15 protein-coding genes and 1 tRNA gene are annotated in these 15,695 nt (G+C 60.7%); 4 read left to right on the forward strand and 12 right to left on the reverse strand.

All coding sequences use genetic code 11. From position 1 onward, the window contains the following. Positions 1-3 precede the first annotated feature (3 nt). The 6 genes from MOD31_RS14355 to rpsB form a co-directional block, all read right to left on the reverse strand. Positions 4-588, reverse strand: a complete 585-nt coding sequence (locus MOD31_RS14355; RefSeq protein WP_142939710.1) for a DivIVA domain-containing protein — start codon at positions 586-588, stop codon at positions 4-6. A gap of 21 nt (positions 589-609) precedes the next feature. Continuing rightward, the gene (locus tag MOD31_RS14360; RefSeq protein ID WP_142939711.1) at positions 610-1,545 is read right to left on the reverse strand and encodes a phosphatidate cytidylyltransferase; all 936 of its coding nucleotides are present in this window, start codon (positions 1,543-1,545) and stop codon (positions 610-612) included. Beyond that, positions 1,545-2,102 (reverse strand): ribosome recycling factor, encoded by a 558-nt coding sequence (gene frr, locus MOD31_RS14365; protein WP_011774219.1) that lies wholly within the window; start codon positions 2,100-2,102, stop codon positions 1,545-1,547. The genes MOD31_RS14360 and frr overlap by 1 nt, the downstream gene beginning before the upstream one ends. 116 nt (positions 2,103-2,218) lie before the next feature. Next, entirely contained in the window at positions 2,219-2,956 is a 738-nt protein-coding gene (gene pyrH / locus MOD31_RS14370; RefSeq protein WP_014921238.1) for a UMP kinase, read from the reverse strand. 121 nt (positions 2,957-3,077) lie between these two features. Then, positions 3,078-3,914 (reverse strand): translation elongation factor Ts, encoded by an 837-nt coding sequence (tsf, locus tag MOD31_RS14375; protein WP_142939712.1) that lies wholly within the window; start codon positions 3,912-3,914, stop codon positions 3,078-3,080. A 122-nt stretch (positions 3,915-4,036) separates the two neighbouring features. Further along, positions 4,037-4,909 (reverse strand): 30S ribosomal protein S2, encoded by an 873-nt coding sequence (gene rpsB / locus MOD31_RS14380; RefSeq protein WP_142939713.1) that lies wholly within the window; start codon positions 4,907-4,909, stop codon positions 4,037-4,039. A 407-nt stretch (positions 4,910-5,316) separates the two neighbouring features. Here rpsB and MOD31_RS14385 point away from each other — a divergent pair, with 407 nt between their 5' ends. Further along, positions 5,317-5,811, forward strand: coding sequence for a M23 family metallopeptidase (locus MOD31_RS14385; protein ID WP_223942188.1), 495 nt, complete (start codon positions 5,317-5,319; stop codon positions 5,809-5,811). A gap of 39 nt (positions 5,812-5,850) precedes the next feature. Here the strand turns inward: MOD31_RS14385 and MOD31_RS14390 are convergent, their stop codons facing one another. Then, entirely contained in the window at positions 5,851-7,041 is a 1,191-nt protein-coding gene (locus MOD31_RS14390) for an acyl-CoA dehydrogenase family protein (protein ID WP_250820953.1), read from the reverse strand. 143 nt (positions 7,042-7,184) lie between these two features. On the opposite strand from MOD31_RS14390, the gene MOD31_RS14395 reads away from it, so the two are divergent. Continuing rightward, positions 7,185-10,058: an AAA domain-containing protein gene (locus tag MOD31_RS14395; RefSeq protein ID WP_250820954.1), complete on the forward strand. Its 2,874-nt coding sequence runs from the start codon at positions 7,185-7,187 to the stop codon at positions 10,056-10,058. 54 nt (positions 10,059-10,112) lie between these two features. On the opposite strand, the gene MOD31_RS14400 is transcribed toward MOD31_RS14395, so the two are convergent. The 5 genes from MOD31_RS14400 to MOD31_RS14420 all read right to left on the reverse strand — a co-directional run bounded on the left by MOD31_RS14400 (position 10,113) and on the right by MOD31_RS14420 (position 13,997). Next, a tRNA-Ile gene (locus MOD31_RS14400) sits at positions 10,113-10,186 on the reverse strand. 84 nt (positions 10,187-10,270) lie between these two features. Beyond that, positions 10,271-11,467, reverse strand: coding sequence for a glycosyltransferase (locus MOD31_RS14405; protein WP_142939717.1), 1,197 nt, complete (start codon positions 11,465-11,467; stop codon positions 10,271-10,273). 95 nt (positions 11,468-11,562) lie between these two features. Continuing rightward, the gene (locus MOD31_RS14410) at positions 11,563-12,480 is read right to left on the reverse strand and encodes a DMT family transporter (protein WP_142939718.1); all 918 of its coding nucleotides are present in this window, start codon (positions 12,478-12,480) and stop codon (positions 11,563-11,565) included. After that, complete coding sequence (locus tag MOD31_RS14415; protein WP_142939719.1) at positions 12,480-13,103, reverse strand: CDP-alcohol phosphatidyltransferase family protein; 624 nt, start codon at positions 13,101-13,103, stop codon at positions 12,480-12,482. Before MOD31_RS14415 ends, MOD31_RS14410 begins: the two co-directional genes overlap by 1 nt. Positions 13,104-13,148: 45 nt before the next feature. After that, positions 13,149-13,997, reverse strand: a complete 849-nt coding sequence (locus MOD31_RS14420; RefSeq protein ID WP_142939720.1) for a phage holin family protein — start codon at positions 13,995-13,997, stop codon at positions 13,149-13,151. Between the two features lie 172 nt (positions 13,998-14,169). Between MOD31_RS14420 and MOD31_RS14425 the strand changes: the two genes are divergently transcribed. Both MOD31_RS14425 and MOD31_RS14430 read left to right on the forward strand, forming a co-directional pair. Then, positions 14,170-15,399 carry a multidrug effflux MFS transporter gene (locus tag MOD31_RS14425; protein ID WP_142939721.1) on the forward strand — a complete coding sequence of 410 codons (1,230 nt, stop codon included), beginning with the start codon at positions 14,170-14,172 and terminating at the stop codon, positions 15,397-15,399. A 50-nt stretch (positions 15,400-15,449) separates the two neighbouring features. Continuing rightward, a complete protein-coding gene (locus MOD31_RS14430) occupies positions 15,450-15,629 on the forward strand; it encodes a glycine zipper domain-containing protein (RefSeq protein ID WP_142939722.1) in 180 nt (59 codons plus the stop codon). Positions 15,630-15,695: the final 66 nt, after the last annotated feature.

Consider the following 15,695-nt stretch of genomic DNA (forward strand, 5'->3'; position numbering starts at 1 on the left):
TGATCAGTCGATGGCCGCCATGAGCTCCACAACCCGGGCGAGAAAAGCGTCCACCTGGGCTTCCTCGTACCCCTCGGCACCCTTGGCTGCCCGGAAAACAGCCCGGCGCACAGTGTCTACGCTCAGGGCCTGATCGTGTTCCAGGTACCCGATGAGCTCGGCGCACAGGGCATCGACATCCTCGACGTTGTAGCTGCGGGTCCGCTTCCCCGACGGGCGACGGAACCGCTCGCCGTCGGGCCTGTGAAGCCTGCCGCGGAGAATGCCGGAGAGTTTGCCGATCTGCCGCAGCCAGGCTTCTTCGCCCTGCTGGCTGATGAGGTCGTCCCTCTCCCTGCGCGCAAACGCGTCCTCCAACCGGTCCAGTGCGGCATCGACGCTGTTGGCATCGTAGCCGCCCTTGACGGGATCAAAAGCCACGGCCCTGACGTCCACGCTGGCCACTTGGTCCGCCGTGCCTACCGGGTTCTCAAACGATGTCCGGGCGCGCTGGAGGAACTGGTCCACCTGTTTGGCGTTATAGCCGTACTTGCTGCGCTCCACGCGCTCAAACGTTGCGGGGATCTGGCGTCGAATATCCAAGGCCACTAGTTTTCCTTCATTGGGTTGTCAGACGCCGCTCAGCAGCGCGAACAGAACATAGGCTACGGGGGCTGCGAACACGATGGAGTCCAGGCGGTCCATGATGCCGCCATGGCCGGGCAGGATGCTGCTCATGTCCTTGACGCCAAGTTCGCGTTTGACCATGGACTCGGCGAGATCACCGGCGGTTGATGCGGCTACCATTCCCACGGCCAGCACAAGACCCACCCACCAAGGCCTGTCAAGCAGGAAGATGCACGCAAGGACGCCAATCAGCATGGCCCCGGCGACGGACCCCGCGAAGCCCTCCCACGACTTCTTGGGGCTGATCTTTGGCGCCATGGGGTGCTTCCCGAAGGAGGCGCCAACAATGTACCCGAACGTGTCATTGGATACCACCAACAACAGCATGGACGCGATCTGCCAGGCGCCTTCGGGAATTCCGTCGGGCCAGAAACCCACAGGAGTGGGCCCGCCGGCGGTGTGCAGGGAAAGCGAGGCGAAACTGATGAGGAAAGGAATCCACGCCAGGGTGAAGACACCGGCGAACACGCTCCGCGGCGCCCCTGCAGCGCTCTCTATGGAGCGCCACAACAAGACGGCCACAGAACTCGCCGTCATAGTGAAAAGCAAACCTTCAAGTCCGCCGAAGTAGGCAGACACCGGCATAACCAAGCTGCCGATCATCACGGGGATGACCGGCATCCGGGTGCCCTGCGCCTCAAGGGCCCTATAAACCTCCCAGACACCCAGCACCGCAAAAGCGGTAGTGAGGAGGACGAATCCCAGCGGGAGGAACAGCAAGCCGCCCAAAACGGCCAAAAGCATGGCAAGCCCGACGCCGATGGCGGCCGGAAGATTCCGGCCCGCCTTGGGTGTGGGGTTCTTGCGCACGCGCCTGGCGCGCTTGGGGGTATCGCGTGTCGGGACCCGCTCAGCGGGCGCCGGCTCAGCCTGGTTCATCAGACCTCGAGCAGCTCGGCTTCCTTGCGCTTGAGCAGTTCGTCGATGCTGTCAACGTGCTGCTTGGTCAGGGCGTCGAGTTCCTTCTCAGCGCGTGCACCCTCGTCTTCGCCGGCTTCGCCGTCCTTGACGAGCTTGTCCAGCGAATCCTTGGCTTTGCGGCGGATGCTACGGATGGAAACCTTGGCGTCCTCACCCTTGCCCTTGACGATCTTCACGTACTCTTTGCGGCGCTCTTTGGTGAGTTCCGGGATGGTCACGCGAATGACGTTGCCATCATTGGAGGGGTTGGCGCCAACCTCGGAGTCGCTCAGGGCCTTCTCGATGTCACGCAGGGCGGTTTTATCGTAAGGGGTAATCAGGATGGTGCGGGCATCCGGCACCCCGAAGGAGGCCAGCTGCTGGAGCGGAGTAGGCGTGCCGTAATACTCGACGATCACCTTGTTGTAGAGGGCGGGGTTGGCCCGGCCCGTACGGATCGAGGCGAAATCGTCCTTGGCTACCTCCACCGCCTTGTCCATCTTCTCGCCGGCTTCGAGCAAGGTCTCTTCGATCACGGGTTTCTCCTCAGAAATAGTTGCTGCCCAACTGCAGGCGGCAATGCACAGTAAAGCAATGCACAGTAAAGATCCGCCACCAGGGGCGGACGGTCCTAGAAATATCCTAGCCCTTGCTAGGGAGTAACCAGGGTTCCCAGCGTTTCGCCGAGGATGGCGCGGGTAACGTTGCCCTCGCCTTCCATGCCAAAGACCACCATGGACAGGCTGTTGTCCTTGCACATGGTCATTGCGGTCTGGTCCATGACGCGGATGTCACGGCGGAGGGCGTCGTCGTAACTGAGGACATCCAGCTTCTCGGCAGTGGGGTCCTTCTTGGGATCGGCGGTGTAAACGCCGTCCACGCCGCTCTTGGCCATGAGGACCACGTCGGCGTGCACTTCAAGGGCGCGCTGCGCCGCGACAGTATCAGTGGAGAAGTAAGGCAGTCCTGCACCCGCACCGAAAATGACCACACGGCCCTTTTCCATATGGCGGATAGCGCGGCGCGGAATGTAGGCCTCTGCAACCTGTCCCATGGTGATGGCGCTCTGGACGCGGGTTTCCACTCCGGCTTGCTCCAGGAAGTCCTGCAGGGCCAGGCAGTTCATCACGGTGCCCAGCATGCCCATGTAATCGGCGCGGGAGCGGTCCATGCCGCTTTGCGACAGTTCGGCGCCGCGGAAGAAGTTACCCCCGCCTACGACGATTGCCACTTCGACTTCAGTGACCGCGGCTGCGATCTGCTTGGCGATGGCGCGCACTGTCTCGGGATCGACGCCGAGCTTGCCTCCGCCGATGACCTCGCCGGAGAGCTTCAGAAGTACACGGCGGCGGGTCTTCTCGGGCTGGATAGCAGTGTTGACGGTTTCCATGGTGCCTTCCCGTTGGTGGACTTTGGCTAGATTATCGTGCTGTGGGTCCGCGCAGGTACTACCCGGACGGGTGCATGAAAAAGGGGCGGCCACCGAAGTGACCACCCCTTTTCATGTAGTACTAGTTTCCGACGCGGAAACGGGTTACTGCGGTTGCCTTGACGCCGGCTTCTTCGAGGACCTGTGCAACGGTCTTCTTGGAATCCTTGGCGAATGCCTGGTCAACCAGAACTTCGCCCTTGTAGAAGCCCGTCACGCGGCCTTCCACAATCTTGGAGAGCGCAGCTTCGGGCTTGCCTTCAGCCTTTGCGGTCTCTTCGGCGATGCGACGCTCGGACTCGACCAATTCGGCCGGGACATCCTCGCGGGTCAGGTAGTTCGGAGCCATGGCTGCAACGTGGACAGCGATGTCGTGTGCGGCGGTGGAAGCGGCTTCGCCTTCACCGTCAACAGCAAACAGGACGCCGACCTGGGCCGGGAGGTCCTTGGAGGTCTTGTGCAGGTAAGCGTCAACCGTGGTGCCCTCAACGCGGGAGATACGGCGGACAACAACCTTTTCGCCGAGGACTGCGCCCTCTTCGACAACAACCTCGGACAACGGCTTGCCGTCAACCTCGGTGGCCAGCAGGGTGTCGAGATCGGCTGCGCCGGACTCGACTGCAACGTTGAGGACCTTGTCAGCCAGCTGGATGAACTTGTCAGCCTTGGCAACGAAGTCAGTTTCGCAGTTGACCTCGATCATTACGCCAACGCCACCGTTGACCTTGGCAGCAACCAGGCCTTCAGCAGTGGAACGGCCTTCGCGCTTGGTAGCACCCTTGAGGCCCTTGATGCGGATGATTTCGATGGCCTTCTCGGCGTCACCGTTGGCTTCGTCAAGAGCCTTCTTGACGTCCATCATGCCGGCGCCGGTGCGCTCGCGCAGGGCCTTGATGTCAGCAGCAGTGTAGTTCGCCATGTGAACCCCTCTGTCTAGAAATTTGTGTGTTTACATAACTGACAGGACGGCAGCCCACCGTGTGAGCCGCCATCCTGTCAGTTGCCCCTGGTGCCGTTTCGGGTATCAGGGAAGGTCCAGATTTACTTGGCTTCTTCGGCTTCGCCGGCTGCAGCTTCAGTTGCCTCGGGAGCCTCAGCTGCGGGAGCTTCTGCTGCCGGAGCCTCGGTTGCCGCTGCTTCTTCGGCCTTGCTGCCTTCGAGGAGCTCGCGCTCCCACTCAGCCAGCGGCTCTTCCGGAGCTTCGGTGGTGCCGGTTGCGCGCTGGTTGCGGGCGATGAGGCCCTCAGCCACGGCGTCGGCAACAACGCGGGTCAGCAGGTTGACGGAGCGGATGGCGTCGTCGTTGCCCGGGATCGGGAAGTCAACTTCGTCGGGATCGCAGTTGGTGTCCAGGATGGCAACAACCGGGATGTTCAGCTTCTTGGCTTCGTCAACAGCAAGGTGTTCCTTCTTGGTGTCAACAACCCAGAGGACCGAGGGAGCCTTGGTCAGGTTGCGGATACCACCGAGGTTGGACTCAAGCTTGGTGAGTTCACGCTTGAGGAGCAGGAGCTCCTTCTTGGTGTAAGCCGAACCGGCGACGTCGTCGAAGTTGATCTCTTCGAGTTCCTTCATGCGCTGGATACGCTTGGCGACGGTCTGGAAGTTGGTGAGCATACCGCCCAACCAACGCTGGTTGACGTACGGCTGGCCGACGCGCGTAGCCTGCTCGGCAATTGCTTCCTGAGCCTGCTTCTTGGTGCCGACGAACAGGACGGTGCCGCCGTGGGCAACAGTAGCCTTGACGAACTCGTAAGCGCGGTCGATGTAGGACAGCGACTGCTGAAGGTCAATGATGTAGATGCCGTTGCGCTCCGTGAAGATGAAGCGCTTCATCTTCGGGTTCCAACGACGGGTCTGGTGTCCAAAGTGGACGCCGCTGTCAAGCAGCTGGCGCATAGTTACGACGGGCATGCCGACGCTCCTTCCGGCAGGTCATTCATGAGAGAGCCCATGGGACTGCTCTTACCCTGCCAATAGTTGACGGTTGTTTAGCCTTTGCCCGGATGGGCGCGGCTCCTGGCATCCATTGCGCTTCTCATCCGGCATGGAGCCTAAGCTCTGCCGGACCGCAAGAGGCACAATCCTCCGCAGCACAAAACCGTGAGGCTTCGCTGGTGGAGGGCTGGATACGCGTAGTCAGCCTGGGACCCCCGCACATCTGAATGAGACATGCTCCTGAACAAGCTCGAGGGCACAGCAAACTGCTCCACCAAGTGTACTACAGCGACCCCACCGCTTTGACCGTAGGAAACCACGCGTTATCCACATACGGAAGCCCGGGGATCGATCCAGGGGGCGTTCGGCAGAAGGCTTGGTCCATGACGTTTTTGAAGGCCCTGATGGCCGCTGTTGCCGCCCTGACCGTCGTGGCGACCACTGCCATGACGCCTGCGCCGGTCAACCCACGCTGGAGTTGGCCCCTCTCCCCCAAACCTGCCGTGCTGCGAACGTTCGACCCGCCGGACAAGCCCTGGCTCAGCGGGCATCGGGGTGTTGATTTAGGGCCAACGCCCGACGGCGGCCCGGTCACCGCGCCGTCGGATGGCGTGGTGACCTTTGTCGGCGTCGTGGTTGACCGTCCTGTAGTGACCATCGATCACGGCGATGGCCTCAAGAGCAGCTTCGAGCCGGTGAGCAGTGAACTCAAAGCCGGTGACACCGTGCGCAAGGGTCAGGTTATGGGCACCGTAGAGCCCGGTCACTGCAACAGCGCCGCATGCCTTCATTGGGGCGTGCGGCGCGGCGAGGACTATGTCAATCCCCTGGGTCTCGTGGAGGACATGCGGCCATCCGTCCTGTTGCCGCTGCACTGATCGCCGCCGAAGATGGGTCCCCGCCACGCAGCAAGCGTCTTAGACGATGGCAGAAACGCCCGTAATGGCACGGCCGGTCACCAAAGTGTTGATCTCATGCGTGCCCTCGTAGGAGTAGATGGCCTCCGCATCGGAGAAGATCTTGGCCATTCCGTAGTCCGTAACGATTCCGTTGCCGCCCAGGATGCTGCGTCCCAGCGCAACGCTTTCGCGCATGCGTGCCGTAGTGAAGGCCTTCGCCAGAGCCGACTGCTCGTCCTTGGCCACACCCGCGTCTTCGAGTTGGGCCAGGCGAACCATCATGCCCATGGAGGCTACGGTGTTTCCGAGAATCTGGACCAACTGGTTCTGCACCAACTGGAACGCCGCCAGCGGCCGCCCGAATTGCTGACGCTCCACGGCGTAACTGCGGGCGACATCGAAGGCAGCCATCTGCAGCCCCACAGCCTGCCAGGCCACAGCCAGACGGGTCACCTTGAGCACCTTGTTGGTATCACGGAAGCTGTTGCCGTTGGCAAGCTTGAAGAAGTCCGGCACCACCACGTTGTCCAGAACGATATCCGCGTTCTGGACCGTACGCAGGGAGATCTTGTTCTCGATCTTGCTGGCCGAGTAGCCCGGAAGTGCGGTGTCCACCAGGAACGCCTTGACTTGGTTGTCCTCCACGTCCTTGGCGTAGATGACCACCCAGTCGGAGAACGTGGCATTGCCGATCCAGCGCTTGGCGCCGTTGAGAATCCAGGTGTCGCCGTCCCGCTTGGCGGTGGTGCGCGTTCCACCAGCGACGTCGGAGCCACCCAGGGGCTCGGTCAGTCCGAAGGCGCCGATCTTCTTCAGGGAGTAAATGTCCGGCAGCCAGGCATCCTTCTGCTCCTGCGACGCCAGGGCCTCAATCGAGCCCGTGAAGAGCCCGTCGTGGACACCCATGAACGTGGCGATCGAAGCGTCAGCACGGGTCACTTCTGCGTGGAGCATGCCGGAGAACAGGTTGGAGTACCCCTGACGCCGAACCGGGCTGACGAGATCCAGTTCGCCAAGCTTGGGGATGAGGTCCATGGGGAACTCGCCACGGTTCCAGCAATCCACGGCAATGGGCTTGACTTCGCGGGTGAGGAATTCGCGGACTTCCGCCAGACGGTCCTGCTCTTTTCCTGTCAGCATCTGCTCGAAGGCGTAGAAGTCGCCGTCGGCATACGGGAGGTTGGTGGCGTCGAATGCAGCGTTGGACATATTCGCTCCTTCAAGGGTGGTCGCCTGCGACCACATCAGGTCCGGAAGAACTGCACAGCCTCGATGGGAAACGGTGCAGCCAAGGTACCGGCAGGTAGTAAGTTACTGTTCAGTAACATACCGCACGTTCTACGGTCCCCGCAATGGAGGGCATCCCAATCCCGGTCACCAATGCACTGTTCCCACGCGACCGTTCTGTAACGTCGGTTGTGATGCGCCGCACTCAACTGGGGGACTTTCCGATGATCAATCCACGACGCGAGGCGATTCTGGTCCGTAGCCGCCACCACAAAGGTCTTGATGACAAGACCTCTGAGGTGGTGGAGTACCGTGCCGACGGCGCCTTCGTGCGGCTGACCTTTGGTTCCGGAAAGAGCTACAAGTACTCAGCGGAAAACGTCATCATCCTGCGGAATCCGGCGTCGACAAACCTTGGGCGCCAGGACACGGTGACCATTCGGGGCAGGGTGCTTGACGGCGTTACAGAGGTTCTCCGCTTCGAGTCGCCCCAGGGAACATGGTGGCGTGTTTTTCACGCGGCTGGTTCGGGAATCGGGTATCAAAGTTGTCAGGACACTGAGATAGCCATCGCCCGGCCGTCCGATGAAGAACTAAAGGCCCAAGCAGTCCTTGATTACTGGCGGGATGTGTCGTCGAAGCTGCGGGAGGATGACCCACTCCGCCGGCAGTATGAGAATTTTCGGAACATCCCGAAAGGAAGCGCGCTGGAACTTTACCTCCAGGGTCAGTCCATTGATTCCGCAGGGCAGGATCAACAGCACCCCATCCTGCCCTTCCCCTCTAACATCAGCCAACGTGAGGCCCTGCTGAAGGGCTTCAGCCACCGAATCTCCGTGATCGACGGTCCGCCCGGAACAGGAAAGACGCAAACCATACTCAACGTCGTCGCCAACATTGTCGCCGTTCCGGGCAAGACGGTTGGAGTCGTCTCCTTCAATAACGCCGCAGTTGAGAACGTTCGCGACAAACTCGGGCAAGAAGGTGTGGGCTACATCGTGGCGGACCTTCGACGCAAGGAGAAAATGGACGAATTCTTCGCCCGTCAGGAAAGCAGAAATGCCGATGTCGATCGCTTCCTCAGCAGACCCCGCCACGAAGCGCCTCCAGCGGAGCAGGTAGCTGCCCTCGACAAACGCTTGCGCGGCTTACAGGAGACGGCCCTGCAGCTGGCGCAGTGGAAGCAGGAGTTGGAAGCGTTCAAACTCGAGAGGCGCCATTTCTTCCTTCACGCGACCCACCCTGACTCCGATGGACTGAGCGCAGTACCGACCCTGCCCGGCTCGTCCCGCCGCATCCTCGAATTTCTGGCCGAGACGTCCTCCGTCCCTCAGGATGAGGGTCCGCTGCGCAGGTTCTTCAGACGCATGGGACTTCGACTGCGATACGGGGCACTGGGCAAAGCGAACAGCAGCGACACTGATGTTGTCCTGGGTCTGCAGGGCGCCTATTACCATAAGAAAATCGCAGAGCTGGGGCGCCTCATTGATAGAGGGAATGAGATTCTGGCTGCCGAGGACTACCCGGCTCTGGAAGAGGACCATCAGCTGGCCTCCAGGCAACGGCTCGACGCGGCACTCCATCTTCGATATGCCCGGAAGCGGAGAAGGACCTACACGGAAAGCAGTTACAAGACTGCCTTCGCGGAATTCACCTCCGACTATCCGGTAGTACTCAGCACCTGCCACTCCTTGCGAAGAAACGTTCCCACGGGAACGCTCCTGGATTACTTGATCATCGACGAAGCGTCCCAGGTTGATCTGCTCGCTGCCGGTCTGGCGCTCTCATGTGCCCGGAACGTCATCGTTGTGGGCGACCTGCAGCAGCTCCAACACATCACCGACGAAAAAGCCTCAAGGAACGCCTTGAAAGCACCGTCACCAAACGTCGATTACACGCTGCACAACATTCTGTCCTCGATGATCGGGCAATTCGGGGCCGACCTTCCGCGCACCATGCTCCGGGAGCACTACCGGTGCGATCCTGCGATCATCGACTATTGCAACAGGAAGTTCTACGGCGGGCAACTCGTTCCCTATACCACCGGCGACGCTGAGGGCCGGCCTCTCGTCGTAGTCCGTACTGCTGCCGGGAACCACATGCGTCAGCACCTCAGTGGTGGCCGAACCAACCAGCGCGAGGCAGACGTCATTGCCAAGGAAGTACTCGACCAGTTCTGTTCAGGCATTCCTGACCACGACATCGGCGTGGTCACACCCTATCGGCGGCAAGTGGACAAGGTCACAGAGGCACTGCTCAATAACATCCAGGCCGATACAGTCCACAAGTTTCAGGGGCGGCAAAAGTCCGTAATCATCATGAGCACTGTCCTGGACGAAACGAACAGCGGGCAATCTGGCATTGGCTTTGTGGACGACCCCCATTTGGTCAATGTCGCAGTTTCCCGCGCGGTGAAGCGGTTCGTGCTGGTAACCAACCATGAGATGCTTCCAACAAGTCGCCACCTTCGGGATCTGGTTCACTTCATCCGATACCGAAACCCGGACGATGGTGTTTTTGACAGCAGTGTGTTGTCTGTCTTCGACCTCTTGTACACGGAGTATTCGACTCTTTTGAGGCCCTTTGCCAGCAGGGTCCGGGGCACCTCACAGTTCCCCTCGGAAAACATCGTATGGACGCTGCTGACTGTACTGATCGGGGATGAGCCTTTCAGCGACTTGGCCATAGCTCCGCAGGTCGTGCTGAGGAGCCTGCTGCCGGACCTGTCGATGCTCACGCCCGACCAGCATTCCTACGTCCAAAACCGCGCAACTTTGGACTTTGTGGTCTACAACCGCATCAGCAACATTCCCGTTCTTGCCGTTGAGGTGGATGGTTATGCGTTCCATGAGAACAATCCGATGCAGCGCGCGCGGGATGCACTCAAAGACGCCATCTGCCGCGCCCACAAGATCCGCCTCGTGCGTTTGCCCACCACGGGCAGTGGCGAGGAAGCACGCCTTCGCCACGAGTTGTCAGCCGCTCTTAGCGACCAGTGACAGCAAGAGCCGTGGCCGACGATGGATCATCGGCCACGGCTCCTGCATGAAATGTAGGGCTACTCGGACTTGAACCGAGGACCTTAGGATTATGAGTCCCGCGCTCTAACCAGCTGAGCTATAGCCCCTTGATGCCCGGTCCGGCCACCGCAAAGCAGCAGTTCCGGGCAAAGCACTCCAGCAATTCTAATAGGTCCTGGAGAGTGCTTTTGTCACACCACCATGTCCTCGTACGTAGCGCCCCGGTAGAGGTCCTCGAAGGTCTGAAGGGTGCTGTTGATGCTGTGCGGCTCCACCATCTCGCGGCTCAACTTGCCCATGGCCTCAAGCTCGTCCCGGGGAAGTTCCACCAGTTGGGTGATCCTTGCCGCCAACTCGTTGCTGTCGTTGGGGGTGAAGAGGTAACCGTTCTCCCCGTCGCGAACCAAATGCGGCAGCGCCATGGCGTTGGCCAGCAGCACAGGAGTGGAAGCAGACATGGCCTCCAGCGTCACCAGTGACTGAAGCTCGGCTGTCCCGGGCATGCAGAAAATGTCGGCCTTGATGTAGGCCTCACGCAAGTCCTCGTCGCTGGCCAGCCCGAGGAACCTCACCCGGTCCCCCAGCCCAAGCTTAGCTACCTGGGCTTCAAGGGCTGGGCGAACTTCGCCGCCACCCACGATTTCGAGGTTCACGTTCAGTTCCCGTGGAGTCTTGGCCACGGCATCGATCAGCACGTTGATGTGCTTTTCTTCGGCAAGCCGGCCCACGAACAGGACGGTGGGGTTGGCATGCGGCTCAATGACTTCACCTGGCTGCAGCTCGTACGCGGACGAGTCGATGCCGTTGGAAAGGGGCAGGACCTTCCGCAGGAAAGCGTGCTGGTGCATGGCCTTGGCAGCGAGCGGTGTGGGTGTGGTGACCACGTCGGCCTGGCCCATGACCTTGCCCATGTCTTTCCACGAAACTCGTCCCACAATGTCCTTGAACCACTGCGGGAAGGGCAGGAACGGGTTGAGGTTCTCGGGCATGAAGTGGTTGGTGGCCACAACCCTGATGCCGCGTTTCACGGCCTCGTAGAGGACGTGTTCACCGATCATGTAGTGGCTCTGGATGTGAACGACGTCAGGCTGGACTTTGTCGAAGAGGAGGCTGATTTCCTTCTTGATTTCCCACGGGAAGCAAATACGGAAGTACTCATGGGTGAAAACGCCATGCGAGCGGAGCCGGTGAACGGTGGCTTCATCGCGGAACTCGGTATAGCTCTTGCCTGTGTCCGGACGGCAGGCCAATACGTGCACGTTGTGTCCGCGTGCCGTCATCCCCTTGGCCAGGCGGTAGCCGAACTGGGCGGCACCGTTGACATGCGGCGGGTAGGTATCCGCGGCAATCAGAATAGTGAGGGGCTTGTTGGTGTCGGGAATGGTCACGTGGAGAACTCCTGATGGTCACGGTGCGGACAGCACTGCTTGTGGCAATGCTGCGGTGTCGCCGGGTTGCCGCCCGCAACAGCGGTGGCGCAAGGTCAAGCTTTGCCCTGGGCTTTCCGGTTGGCAGCCGCCTTTGCATCCTTCTTGCGTTTGGTGACTTCCGGATGGTGCCGGCTTAGGGCAATAACCCCCACGATAGCAAGCGTAGCGGCCGCCGCCATGGCGATGGCCATCACGGCGTGGACATCGGGACGAAGCTCACCCAGAATCACAATGCCAATTGCGATGCCCACCATGGGGTCGATCACGGTCAGGCCGGCAATGACCAGGTCCGGTGGGCCGCCGGAATAAGCGCTCTGAACGAACCATGACCCCAGTCCCCCGGCGGCCACGATCGCTATCAGCGTGTACCACTGAACGTTCAGCAGGAACAAGCCGTTGGGGTCCAGCAGGTGCTTGCCGATGATGCGGGTCAAAACGGCGACGAAGCCGAACAGGACACCGGCTCCCAAAATGTAGATGAAGGCACTCATCCGGTGTTTGAACAGAACCGCAAGTGTCCCAAAAATGCCCACCGCAAGGGCCAGGAGGAGAACGATTGTCAGTTCGTCGTCGCTGTTGACGTGATGGTTCTCCTGCGTGACGTTGACGGCCAGGAGCACGAAAAGCGCCGAACCAGTCACACAGGCACTGATGGCCACCACGGTTGCACGGTTGATGCTCAAACCTTGGTCCTTGGCATTGACCACTGTGGTGATCACCAGCGCAATGGCACCAATAGGCTGCACCACCGTGAGAGGTGCTGAGACCAAGGCGATGGCGTTCATCACCATTCCGAGGGCGAGGAACAGCAGGCCCAGCATCCATCGGGGATTCCGCAGGAGCCGCAGGAAACCGTTGGAGCTTAGCGCCAAGCCGCCGGTGTCGGCTTTCACGGCGCTGCCCTGCCGCTGGGCGCCGATGGCGAGGAAGAAGGCACCAAGTACCGCGAGAAAAACCGCCAGCCAGACCATCAGCCTCGTCCGCCGTCGTCGGTTTTCAATTCTTTTCCTTTGCGCAGGATGGCCCAGTAGTAGTTGTAAGCGGCTATCCAGTGGCCGATCAGGCCCAGGCCCAGGAACGTCCAGGCGGCCACGAAGTAGACGTCGGTGAAGGCAATGGGCAACTTGGACAGGACCAGCAACGGCGTACCAATCAGCAGCAGCCCCGTGCGGATCTTGCCGATGATGCTCACCGGAAGGTCCGGGTGGCTCCGGAAGTAGATCAGGGATGCAACAGCCAGGACGGCGTCCGGCACCAGTAGCGCGGCCAGGTACCACCACTGCACGACGCCGGCAATCGCCAGTGTGAAGGCGACCGCCAGCAGTGCGGCCCGGTCTGCCATGGGATCCAGGATCCGGCCAAGCTTGGAAGTCTGGTCGAAGCGTCTGGCGATGTAGCCATCCACCCAGTCGGTACTGCCCATGATGACGAGCACCAGGACCGCGAAACCGTACTCCTGTTCGGACAGGACGAGCCAGACGAACAGTGGCACACCCATGAAGCGAAGTACCGTGAGGATGTTGGGGACAGTGAAGATGAGGTCGTGATCAACCTGCGGCCGGTCAGGGTGCGACCCAGCTCCGATCAATCTCATCTTCTCCCCCTTCCTCGTCTTCAGTGTTGGTGGCGCCGCTGGCTGCTACTTCTTCAGTAACTTCCGCAGTGCAACAACGAACACCACTGCAGCCGTGGCAAACGCAGCAAGGTCCTTCCACCGGGCGGCAAGCCGTTCGGTGAGGCTCTCAGGGACGGAGTCTCCAAGGTCGGCAAACTTCGCCGCAGCGAATTCCCTGCTCTCCTGGAACTTTCCATTGGCGCTCTGCAGCAGGGCCTGGCCCTGTTTCTTGACGTCCAGCTGCTCACCGAGCTCGTCGCGAACGCCCGTGAGGTGTTCGCGGCGGCGCTTCAGGCGCGAGCGAAGCTCGGCTTCGGTGGGCGCCTTGACGGCATCGGCTTCCTTGGCGGCTTCCTTTGCAGCCTTCTCTGCCTTGGCCTTCTGCGCAGCCGCTTCCTTTTCGGCCTTGGCTGCCTTGGCGGCGGGCGAGTTGGGATCGAGGATGGACTCGTCGAAGTCAGAGCCTTCCTTGGCGATTCCCAGATCATGTTTGATCCCCCGGATGGTGTCCTCGGGGACCAAGGGCATGGCCTTCTTGAACTTGGCAATACCAATCAGGGACGCGATGGCCACAATCACCAGGAAAAAGGCGGCAACAATCAGAGCCGCCAGCCAGCCAGGCATAATGGTGGCCAATCCCAGGATCGCCGCGACAACCAGTGCAATGACCAGGAGCGCCATGAACACAAGCGCTACTCCGAAGAAGGCACCGGCGATGCCAACCTGCGTGGCTTTTCGCTTGAGTTCAACCTTCGCCAAGGCTATTTCGTCGTTGAGTTGCCTCGGAGCCAGCCTTGCTACGAGCTTGAGGGTCTTCGGCAAAGTACGAATGGCTGGTCCTTGACTGGGCCGGCCGGTGTGACGTCCACTCATGGGTTCCGCCTAACTGCTTCCTCTGGGCATCGTGTAAGGCGAACGCGGCGAAAAACCATCCCCGCGGACACCTGTCCTCAAAGCTATCATTCAGGTTCCTGCTGAACTTTCGGCATCATGCCCCGGCGCGCCCGTCATACGTCCAATAAATATGATCCGGGCCATAGGATAGATGATCGTGACCTCTCCCATTGCTCCGGGCGATTCTCTGAGCCGACGCGAAAAACTCGTCTACATTCTCTTGTTGGGTGCACTGACCGCCCTCGGTCCTTTCACGATCGACCTCTATCTTCCGGCGTTCCCCGCTTTGGAAGAGAGTTTTGATGTCTCGGCGGCGGCGATCCAGCTCACTCTGACCGGTACCACGGTTGGCTTCGGGCTCGGCCAACTGCTGGTGGGACCCTTCAGTGACAAGGTGGGGCGTCGGCTTCCGCTCATTCTGGCCACAGCCGTGCATATCGGCTCATCGCTGGGTGCGGCGCTTGCCACAGACATCGGGATGTTGTCGTTATTCCGCGTGCTCATGGGGATCGGTGCTGCCGGAGGTGGCGTGGTGGCCATGGCCATGGTCCGGGATCTCTTCCACGGCTACTCCATGGTCCGGATGTTCTCGCGGATGTCGCTGGTTAACGGATTGGCCCCCATCCTGGCGCCGGTCATCGGCTCCCAGCTGCTGTTGGCTTTCCCTTGGCCGGGCATCTTTTTCTTCCTGGCCGCTTATGGACTGCTGGTCATCCTTGCTTCGATCTTCTTCATCCGGGAAACACTTCCGGCTGAGCAGCGGGGAAAATCCACTGTCACCGTGCGCCAGCGCTACAAGACCGTCCTGACGGACAGGATCTTTGTGGGCATGGTGCTGGTGGGAAGCCTGAATTTCGGTGGACTTTTCGCTTATCTATCAGCATCGACCTTTCTTTTCCAAAACGTCTACGGCTTTTCGCCGCAGGAATACGGCATCCTGTTCGGTATCAACTCCTTGGGCATCGTGGCAGGCGTACAGATCAGCTCCCGACTGATCCGACGGGTGGCTCCGCAGTGGATCGTGGCCGGTGCTACGGCCTTCATGCTGTTCATCGCCCTGCTGATCGTGGTGCTTGACCTGTTCCATGTGGGTTTGTGGGGCATCCTCATCCCTCTGTGGTTCTACATTTGCGCCACTGGCTTCATGTTCCCGTGCGTTCAGGTCCTGTCCCTGGCCAACCACGGCGCGCAAGCGGGCACCGCTGCATCGCTCCTGGGCGCATCCCAATTCATGATGGCCGGTATTGTCCCGCCGGTGGTGGGTTGGCTGGGCGTCAGCTCCGCTGTACCCATGGGCGCGGTCATGGCCGTCTGCATCACTGGCGCTATTGCGGCGCTTTGGCTGGTTGTGCGGCCGCGGTCGGTTCCGTCTATTCATTAGGCCGACTCCTGAGGACCGGCTCTTGAGAACCGGCCCCGTAGGCTGTGACCATGACTAATAAACCGCACCGCAACGGCAGGGGCCTCTTCCTTGGCGCCTTGCTTGGAGCCCTGGCCGGTGCTCTTCTCGGTCGCGCCGCGGGAAGCGCACTGTTCGGCGCCATCCTGGGCGCCGTGATCGGCGCCGCTGTGCTCTACCGCGTGAACCCCGGCCCTTGGAAGCGGGACTAAGCCAGCTGCAAGCATGACTAAGCCGGCCCCGCAGGCGACCCGCCGACGTCGGGAACCACCAACCCC

Origin of the sequence: Paenarthrobacter sp. TYUT067 (genome assembly GCF_023656375.1) — a bacterium.
Taxonomy (GTDB): Bacteria; Actinomycetota; Actinomycetes; order Actinomycetales; family Micrococcaceae; genus Arthrobacter.

What these genes read in the sequence shown, in the direction of transcription:
- MOD31_RS14360 (WP_142939711.1), bottom strand. Translation starts at nt 1,545, where the DNA reads ATGAACCAGGCTGAGCCGGCGCCCGCTGAGCGGGTCCCGACACGCGAT.
- pyrH (WP_014921238.1), bottom strand. Translation starts at nt 2,956, where the DNA reads ATGGAAACCGTCAACACTGCTATCCAGCCCGAGAAGACCCGCCGCCGT.
- tsf (WP_142939712.1), bottom strand. Translation starts at nt 3,914, where the DNA reads ATGGCGAACTACACTGCTGCTGACATCAAGGCCCTGCGCGAGCGCACC.
- rpsB (WP_142939713.1), bottom strand. Translation starts at nt 4,909, where the DNA reads ATGCCCGTCGTAACTATGCGCCAGCTGCTTGACAGCGGCGTCCACTTT.
- MOD31_RS14385 (WP_223942188.1), top strand. Translation starts at nt 5,317, where the DNA reads ATGACGTTTTTGAAGGCCCTGATGGCCGCTGTTGCCGCCCTGACCGTC.
- MOD31_RS14390 (WP_250820953.1), bottom strand. Translation starts at nt 7,041, where the DNA reads ATGTCCAACGCTGCATTCGACGCCACCAACCTCCCGTATGCCGACGGC.
- MOD31_RS14395 (WP_250820954.1), top strand. Translation starts at nt 7,185, where the DNA reads ATGGAGGGCATCCCAATCCCGGTCACCAATGCACTGTTCCCACGCGAC.
- MOD31_RS14410 (WP_142939718.1), bottom strand. Translation starts at nt 12,480, where the DNA reads ATGGTCTGGCTGGCGGTTTTTCTCGCGGTACTTGGTGCCTTCTTCCTC.
- MOD31_RS14415 (WP_142939719.1), bottom strand. Translation starts at nt 13,103, where the DNA reads ATGAGATTGATCGGAGCTGGGTCGCACCCTGACCGGCCGCAGGTTGAT.
- MOD31_RS14420 (WP_142939720.1), bottom strand. Translation starts at nt 13,997, where the DNA reads ATGAGTGGACGTCACACCGGCCGGCCCAGTCAAGGACCAGCCATTCGT.
- MOD31_RS14425 (WP_142939721.1), top strand. Translation starts at nt 14,170, where the DNA reads ATGATCGTGACCTCTCCCATTGCTCCGGGCGATTCTCTGAGCCGACGC.
- MOD31_RS14430 (WP_142939722.1), top strand. Translation starts at nt 15,450, where the DNA reads ATGACTAATAAACCGCACCGCAACGGCAGGGGCCTCTTCCTTGGCGCC.